This is a genomic window from Streptomyces sp. BoleA5, from assembly GCF_000373665.1.
GTDB lineage: Bacteria > Actinomycetota > Actinomycetes > Streptomycetales > Streptomycetaceae > Actinacidiphila.
In genome coordinates this window covers 21,031-27,436 of sequence record NZ_KB892134.1, presented here as the reverse complement: position 1 = coordinate 27,436, position 6,406 = coordinate 21,031, and the positions used below count along the sequence as shown (strand labels likewise).

Genomic DNA, 6,406 nt, shown 5'->3' with positions numbered 1-6,406 from the left:
CTGGAAGCCGGCGGCGATCGCGTCCAGGGCCTCGGGGCCGCGCAGGTCCGCCCCGGTCGCCGCCACCTGGGCGACGCAGACCTGCATCTGGGTGTCGTCGGAGTACTCGCCCGGCTCGTACGGACCCAGGCCGCCGCCGATCATGCCCGGCCGCTGGTCCTCACGCAGCGTCGCCTTGAACTCGTACGGCACACCCAGCGCGTCGCCCACGGCCGCGCCGAGCAGCACCCCGGCCGCGCGGTCGATGGTCTGTGCGTCGAGACGGGGGCCGGGGGTTCGGTTCATGGCCCGGCAGCTTCGCACGTCACCGTCCCCGCCGCCAAGGATTGCGCCTCCCGCGACCACGGCCCGCCGGACAGGCTCGTCGCGACGGATCCGACGGTCCGTCAGCTAACGTGGCAGGCGTGATCAAGCAAGCGCCCGGGGAGCGCAATGCACGGAGCGCGTACGTCGCGGCGGCCGGTGTCTTCGCGGTCGGTATGGCCGGGACCACCCTGCCGACCCCGCTCTACGGCCTGTACCGGGAGCAGATCGGGTTCTCCGAACTGGTCGTCACGGTCGTCTTCGCGGTCTACGCGATCGGAGTGATCGCCGCCCTGCTGGTCGCAGGCGACTTCTCGGACGTCCTCGGCAGGCGCCCGGTGCTGCTGACCGCGTTGGGGCTGTCCCTGCTGAGCGCGGTGTGCTTCCTGTTCCAGGACGGCCTGCCGCTGCTGTTCGCGGGGCGCCTGCTGTCGGGCTTCTCCGCCGGACTGCTCAGCGGCGCCGGGACGGCCGCCGTACTCGAACTCGCTCCCCCCGGCCTGCGCGCGCGGGCGGGACTCGCGGCCACCGCCGCCAACATGGGCGGCCTGGGGTGCGGACCCCTGCTGTCGGGGATCCTGGCGCAGTACGCGCCGTGGCCTCTCCGGCTGCCCTTCGTGACACACATCGCCCTGCTGCTGGCGGCGTTCGCCGTCACGCGTGCCCTGCCCGAGACGGTGGCGGTCCGCAGCCCGCGTCCGCCGCTTCGCCCGCAGGGCATGGTCGTCCCACCGCAGACACGCGCGGCCTTCGTGCCGGCCGGGCTGGCCGCGTTCGCCGGCTTCTCCATGCTCGGCCTGTTCACCGCGGTGGCGCCGACCTTCCTCGCCCTGACGCTGGGCGAGCACAATCTGGCCGTCACCGGCCTCGTCGTCTTCTCCGTGTTCTGCGCCTCCACCGCCGGTCAGATGCTGATGGGCCGCCTGGGTGTCCGGCGCGCACTGCCGGCCGGGTGCCTGGTGCTGACGACCGGCATGGCCCTGGTCGCGGTCTCGCTGGTGGTGGAGTCCCTGCCGGTGCTGGTCGTGGGCGCCCTGGTCGGCGGCCTCGGCCAGGGCATGTCGTTCCGCGCCGGCCTCACCGGCGTGAGCGCGGTGGCCCCCGACGAGCACCGCGGTGCGACGATCTCGGCCTTCTTCGTCGTCGCCTACGTCGGCATCTCGGTACCGGTTGTCGGCGTCGGAGCCCTCACCCTCGCTCTCGGGCTGCGGGACGCGGGGGTGGCCTTCACGATGTACGTCATCCTGGTGTCGGCCGCCGTGGGGGTGTTCCTGCTGCGCCGCCCGCCGCGCACCGAATGACGCGCACCGCTTCACGCGGCGCGGCCGGGCCGCGCCGGGGTCCGCCTCACTCCAGCACGGACGCGATCCGGCAGATCTGATGCACCGTCATCGTCGCGGCGCCGCAGTCGACATGATCGACGACGAGCAGCACCGGCAACCCGTCGCGGGTCAGGCGCGGCCGCCGTGAGGAGGTCGTCGTCCAGCGCCTTCGGCAGTGCGACGACCACCCGCACCAGGGCACGCCAGAAGCGCTCCTCGGCGGAGTCCAGGGGAGCTTCGAGGGCCACGCGGGTGTCCTGACTGTCCTGACCGGGGTTCTCGAGGAGTCCCAGGTGATGCCCGGTGGGGATCGGCGTGTGCCGGCCGTCTGCCGGTGACCCTCCGGCCGGTTCTGCCGTTTCCGGTCCGGCCCGGAGCGCCGGGGACACAAGAGGGACCGGCACACCGGGGGACACGGCACGGTCGTCGCCCGGCCCGGAGGCGAGGGCCGCCTCTCAGGAATGCGCGGCGTGACCGAATGGGTGCGAACGGGATGATTGCTCGCGTACGCACATTGCGGGGCTGAGCGGGAGGGCAAAACCTGGTGCCGGCCTCCCCAGGGCGCCTTCGCCGATCCGCGCCCAGGGGAGCAGCGGCGGAGGTCGTCGAGGCGCTGCTCGCCGAAGTGCCCGAGCCGCAGCGCTCGGGGCTGACGGGCGCCGCACGGCACGCCTACGCCGCTCACGCCGAACGGGTGCACGGCACGCGTACCCCGCCCCGCGTCGGCGACTGACCCCGGTGCCCGGGGCGGGCCGACGGCGCCTCGCCCCGGGCACCGGTCCGCGCCCGGTCCCTGCACCGGATGCGTCTCGCGGCGCGGTGCCGCAACTCGTTTGTCCTGCCCATCTGTTGGAATCTGTCAAGATCTTTTCGAAATCCCAAGGATGTGATCGTATTCGCCCAGGAAATCACAAGGAGGAACAGTGTTCTTCTCCACGGCTCGAAGAACGGGCTTGGCGGCTCTGGGCACCACGTCCGCCGTACTCATCACGCTCCTGAGTCCCGCGTCGGCGGGTGCGGCTGCGTCCGCCGCACCGCCGGAGGGGCCGGCGGCCCCCGGGGGCGGCCCGGTGAGAACGGTGACCCTCGTCACCGGGGACAAGGTCGTCGTCACACCGGGGGCGGGAGGCGGGCGTGACACGATCAGCGTCGAGCGTCGTCCCGGAGCCTCGGCTTCGGTGCGGATCGTCACCGAGGGGGGCGACACCTATGTCTACCCGGACGACGCACTCGCCTACGTGGCCGCGGACCGCCTCGACAAGCGGCTCTTCAACGTCACCGCGCTGATAGCGCAGGGCTACGACGACGCGCGCGCCCCGCGGCTGCCCCTGATCATCACCGGCGGGAACTCCGCCGCCCTCCGCCGCGGTGCCGCCGCCCTGCCCGGTGCGGAGACCCGGCGCGAGCTTCCCTCCGTCGACGGTGCCGCCGTCGCGGCCGAGCGGTCGCAGGCGGCGGACGCCTGGGCCGCGCTCACCGCGGGCGGCACCGGCACCTCCGCGCAGGGCACCGGGTCCCGACGGGCCGCCGCCCCGCCGTTCACCGGCGGCATCGGCAAGATCTGGCTGGACGGCAGGACGAAGGCCGCGCTCGCCGACACCACGGCGCAGATCGGGGCCCCGCAGGTCTGGGAGTCGGGCGACACCGGCGCCGGCGTCAAGGTCGCCGTGCTCGACACCGGCGTCGACCCCGACCACCCGGACCTGAAGGACCGGATCGTCGACACCCGCAGCTTCGTTCCCGACCAGGACGTGCCGGACCGCAGCGGCCACGGGACCCACGTCGCCTCCACCGTCGCCGGCACCGGCGCGGCGTCGGACGGCAGGGAGAAGGGCATGGCCCCCGGCGCCGACCTGGTGGTCGGCAAGGTGCTCGGCAACCGCGGCGAGGGACAGGAGTCCTGGGTCATCGGCGGCATGGAATGGGCCGCGCGCACCGAGCACGCCAAGGTCGTCAACATGAGCCTCGGCAGCTCCGAGCCCAGCGACGGCACGGACCTGATGAGCCAGAGCCTGAACGCCCTCACCGCCGAGACCGGCACGCTGTTCGTCGTCTCCGCCGGCAACAGCGGCCGCGGGGCCACGCCGTACACCATCGGTTCCCCGGCCGTCGCGGACGCCGCGTTGACCGTGGGCGCGGTCGGCGCCTCCGACGACCTCGCGAACTTCTCCAGCGTCGGACCGCGTGTCGGCGACGAGGGCCTCAAGCCCGACCTCACCGCCCCCGGAGTGGACGTCCTGGCCGCCCGGTCGCAGTACGCCGGCCAGGGAGAGGGGCCCTACATGACGATGAGCGGGACGTCGATGGCGGCCCCGCACGTCACCGGCGCCGCGGTCCTGCTGGCGCAGAGGCATCCCGACTGGCTGGCCGGCCGATTGAAGGACGCCCTGATGAGCACCAGCAGGCCGACGCCGTACCTGACCGCGTACCAGGGCGGTTCGGGGCGCGTCGACGTGGCGGCCGCGGTCCGCGCCCGGGTCACCGCGACCGGATCGGCCTTCCGCTTCCTCCCGTGGCCGAACGCGAGTACCGGCCCCGTCAGGCAGGAGGTCACCTACACCAACTCCGGTGACGGGCCTGTGACGTTGCGGCTCGCGGTGGAGGCGGGCGCCTCCGACGCCGGCGTGTTTACGCTCTCCGCGGACGAGGTCACCGTACCGGCCCACGGCAGCAGCGCCGTCGAGGTCGCCACCGACCCGGCCGGCCTCGCGCGGGGCAACCACACGGCCCAGGTCGTCGCCCGCGACGCCGACGGCGCGGCGGTCGCGCACACGGTCACCGGCGTCGGACTCGAGCCGGAGCGCTACGACCTCGCCATCGGCATGAAGGACCGCACGGGCCGGCCCATGGGCGGCTGGATCCACCTCAAGGGCGCCCTGAGCAGGTCCACCACCGCGTACGAGATCCCCGCGAGCGGAGAGCTGACCCTGCGTCTGCCGGCCGACACCTACACGGTGGTGTCGTACGCGGACGTCCAGGGCACCCACGGTCCCGACTCCCGGGGCATCGCCCTGCTGAGCGCCCCCGAGGTGGACCTGACCACGGACCGGCGGGTCGACCTGGACGCCTCGAAGGCGCACCAGGTACGGGCCGTCACACCGAAGCCCAGCACGCTGGTGAACACCAGACTGGACTTCTTCCGCTCCTTCACCTCCGCCGAGCCCGGCCCGGACGACTACGGCGCGATGCGGGAGAACGTGGTCGTCGGCCGGGGCTACGACAGCATCTGGGCCCAGCCGACCGGGGCCAAGGTGCGGCACGGCAGTTTCGTGTTCGCCACGCGCCCGCGGGCCCAGCAGACGCCGCTCGACCTGTCCTACGACGGCACGGCGATCGACGACGCCCTCGCCCAGGAGGGCAGCGCCGTCCATCCCGACGGCACGTCGACCCTGGACGCGGTGTTCGCCGGGGCCGGTTCGCCCGAGGACTTCGCGAAGTCGGCGGTCCGCGGCAAGGTCGCCGTGGTGCGCCACAGCGCCGAGGTCGCGCCCTCGGCGCAGGCATCGGCCGCGAAGGCGGCCGGAGCGAGGCTGCTGCTCGTGGTCAACGACGGGGTCGGGCGACTGACCGAGTGGTACGGGGAACCGGACTACAGCGCCCCCGTCGACGTGCCCGTCGTCTCGGTGGGCAAGGACGAGGGCGAGGCACTGATCGCACGGATCGCCGCGGCGCGCGAGCACCGGGTGCGGCTCCGGGCGACGGCGCACCCGTCCCCGTCCTATCTGTACGACCTGGTCAAGTACCACGCGGGCGCCGTGCCCAAGGACGTGACCTACCACGCGGACCCGGACCGACTGGCGCGCATCGACGTCGACTTCGCCCAGCCGCAGGGCATGCAGGCCATGGAGCGCCGGACGGACTTCCCGGCGTACGAGTGGTCCACGGGATACTCCTTCGGCCTCGCGCCCATGGCCCCCGGGCGGCGCACCGACTGGGTGACCGCGGGGGAGGACGCCACCTGGCAGCAGACCGCCTCGGTCACCGGCTGGGTGGGCGCGACGAACAGCCCCACGTCCTACCGGCAGGGCAGCGTCCAGCGGGAGCGCTGGCTCGGCCCGGTCCTGCGGCCGTGCATGTCCGGCAGCGACACCCAGGTGCGCGACGACACCTCGCTCTCGCTGGTCGTCTCCGGCTGGTGCGACTCGGGCGCCCCGCACGCGGGCTCCGCGGGAACGGAGACGATGACCACGCGGACCTCGCTGCTCCAGGGCGGCACCACCTTGCTGACGACGGACAGCGCCTACGTCAACGCCTTCGACCTGCAGGCCGAGTCGCTGCCGTACCGGATCGTCGTCGACACGGCCGGTGATCCGGCGCTGAGCCCGTACTCGTCGACGACCCGGACGCAGTGGGACTTCGTCTCGGGCGCGGCGAAGTCCGGGACCGTGCCGCTGGTGCAGCTCGACTACGGCACGGACCTCGACGCCTCGGGCAGGGCGCACCGCGCCGGGGAGGTCTCCATCACGCCCTCGGTGCTCGGCGTGTCCGCCAAGGACGCGGTGTCCTCGGTCCGGCTCGAGGTCTCCTACGACGGCGGAGCGTCCTGGCACCGTCAGGAACTGAAGGAGCGTCAGGGAACCTGGCGCACCACCCTGCACGCCCCTTCCTCGGCCGCGTTCGTGTCGCTGCGCACCACCGCCACGGCACGCGCCGGGGGATCGGTCGCGCAGACCGTCATCCGGGCCTTCGGCCTGAGGTGACGCCCGAAGCCGGTGCCGCGCCACACCCGGCGGCACCGGCTTCCGCGCGTCCCGCCCGCCGCGGTTCCGGCGTACGCATGA

General features: G+C 73.4%; 5 protein-coding genes. 3 read left to right on the top strand and 2 right to left on the bottom strand.

From position 1 onward, the window contains the following. Positions 1 to 285: ADP-ribosylglycohydrolase family protein (locus B085_RS0133630; protein ID WP_026251712.1), on the bottom strand; the 285-nt coding region annotated here is incomplete at its 3' end. 194 nt (positions 286 to 479) lie between these two features. On the opposite strand from B085_RS0133630, the gene B085_RS0133625 reads away from it, so the two are divergent. Continuing rightward, positions 480 to 1,604: an MFS transporter gene (locus B085_RS0133625; protein ID WP_078620195.1), complete on the top strand. Its 1,125-nt coding sequence runs from the start codon at positions 480 to 482 to the stop codon at positions 1,602 to 1,604. 46 nt (positions 1,605 to 1,650) lie between these two features. On the opposite strand, the gene B085_RS49750 is transcribed toward B085_RS0133625, so the two are convergent. Further along, positions 1,651 to 1,827 (bottom strand): hypothetical protein, encoded by a 177-nt coding sequence (locus B085_RS49750; RefSeq protein WP_158689877.1) that lies wholly within the window; start codon positions 1,825 to 1,827, stop codon positions 1,651 to 1,653. A gap of 342 nt (positions 1,828 to 2,169) precedes the next feature. On the opposite strand from B085_RS49750, the gene B085_RS49745 reads away from it, so the two are divergent. Both B085_RS49745 and B085_RS0133610 read left to right on the top strand, forming a co-directional pair. Further along, a complete protein-coding gene (locus tag B085_RS49745) occupies positions 2,170 to 2,358 on the top strand; it encodes a hypothetical protein (RefSeq protein ID WP_158689876.1) in 189 nt (62 codons plus the stop codon). Positions 2,359 to 2,695: 337 nt separating this feature from the next. Further along, entirely contained in the window at positions 2,696 to 6,325 is a 3,630-nt protein-coding gene (locus tag B085_RS0133610) for a S8 family serine peptidase (protein ID WP_106435095.1), read from the top strand. Positions 6,326 to 6,406: the final 81 nt, after the last annotated feature.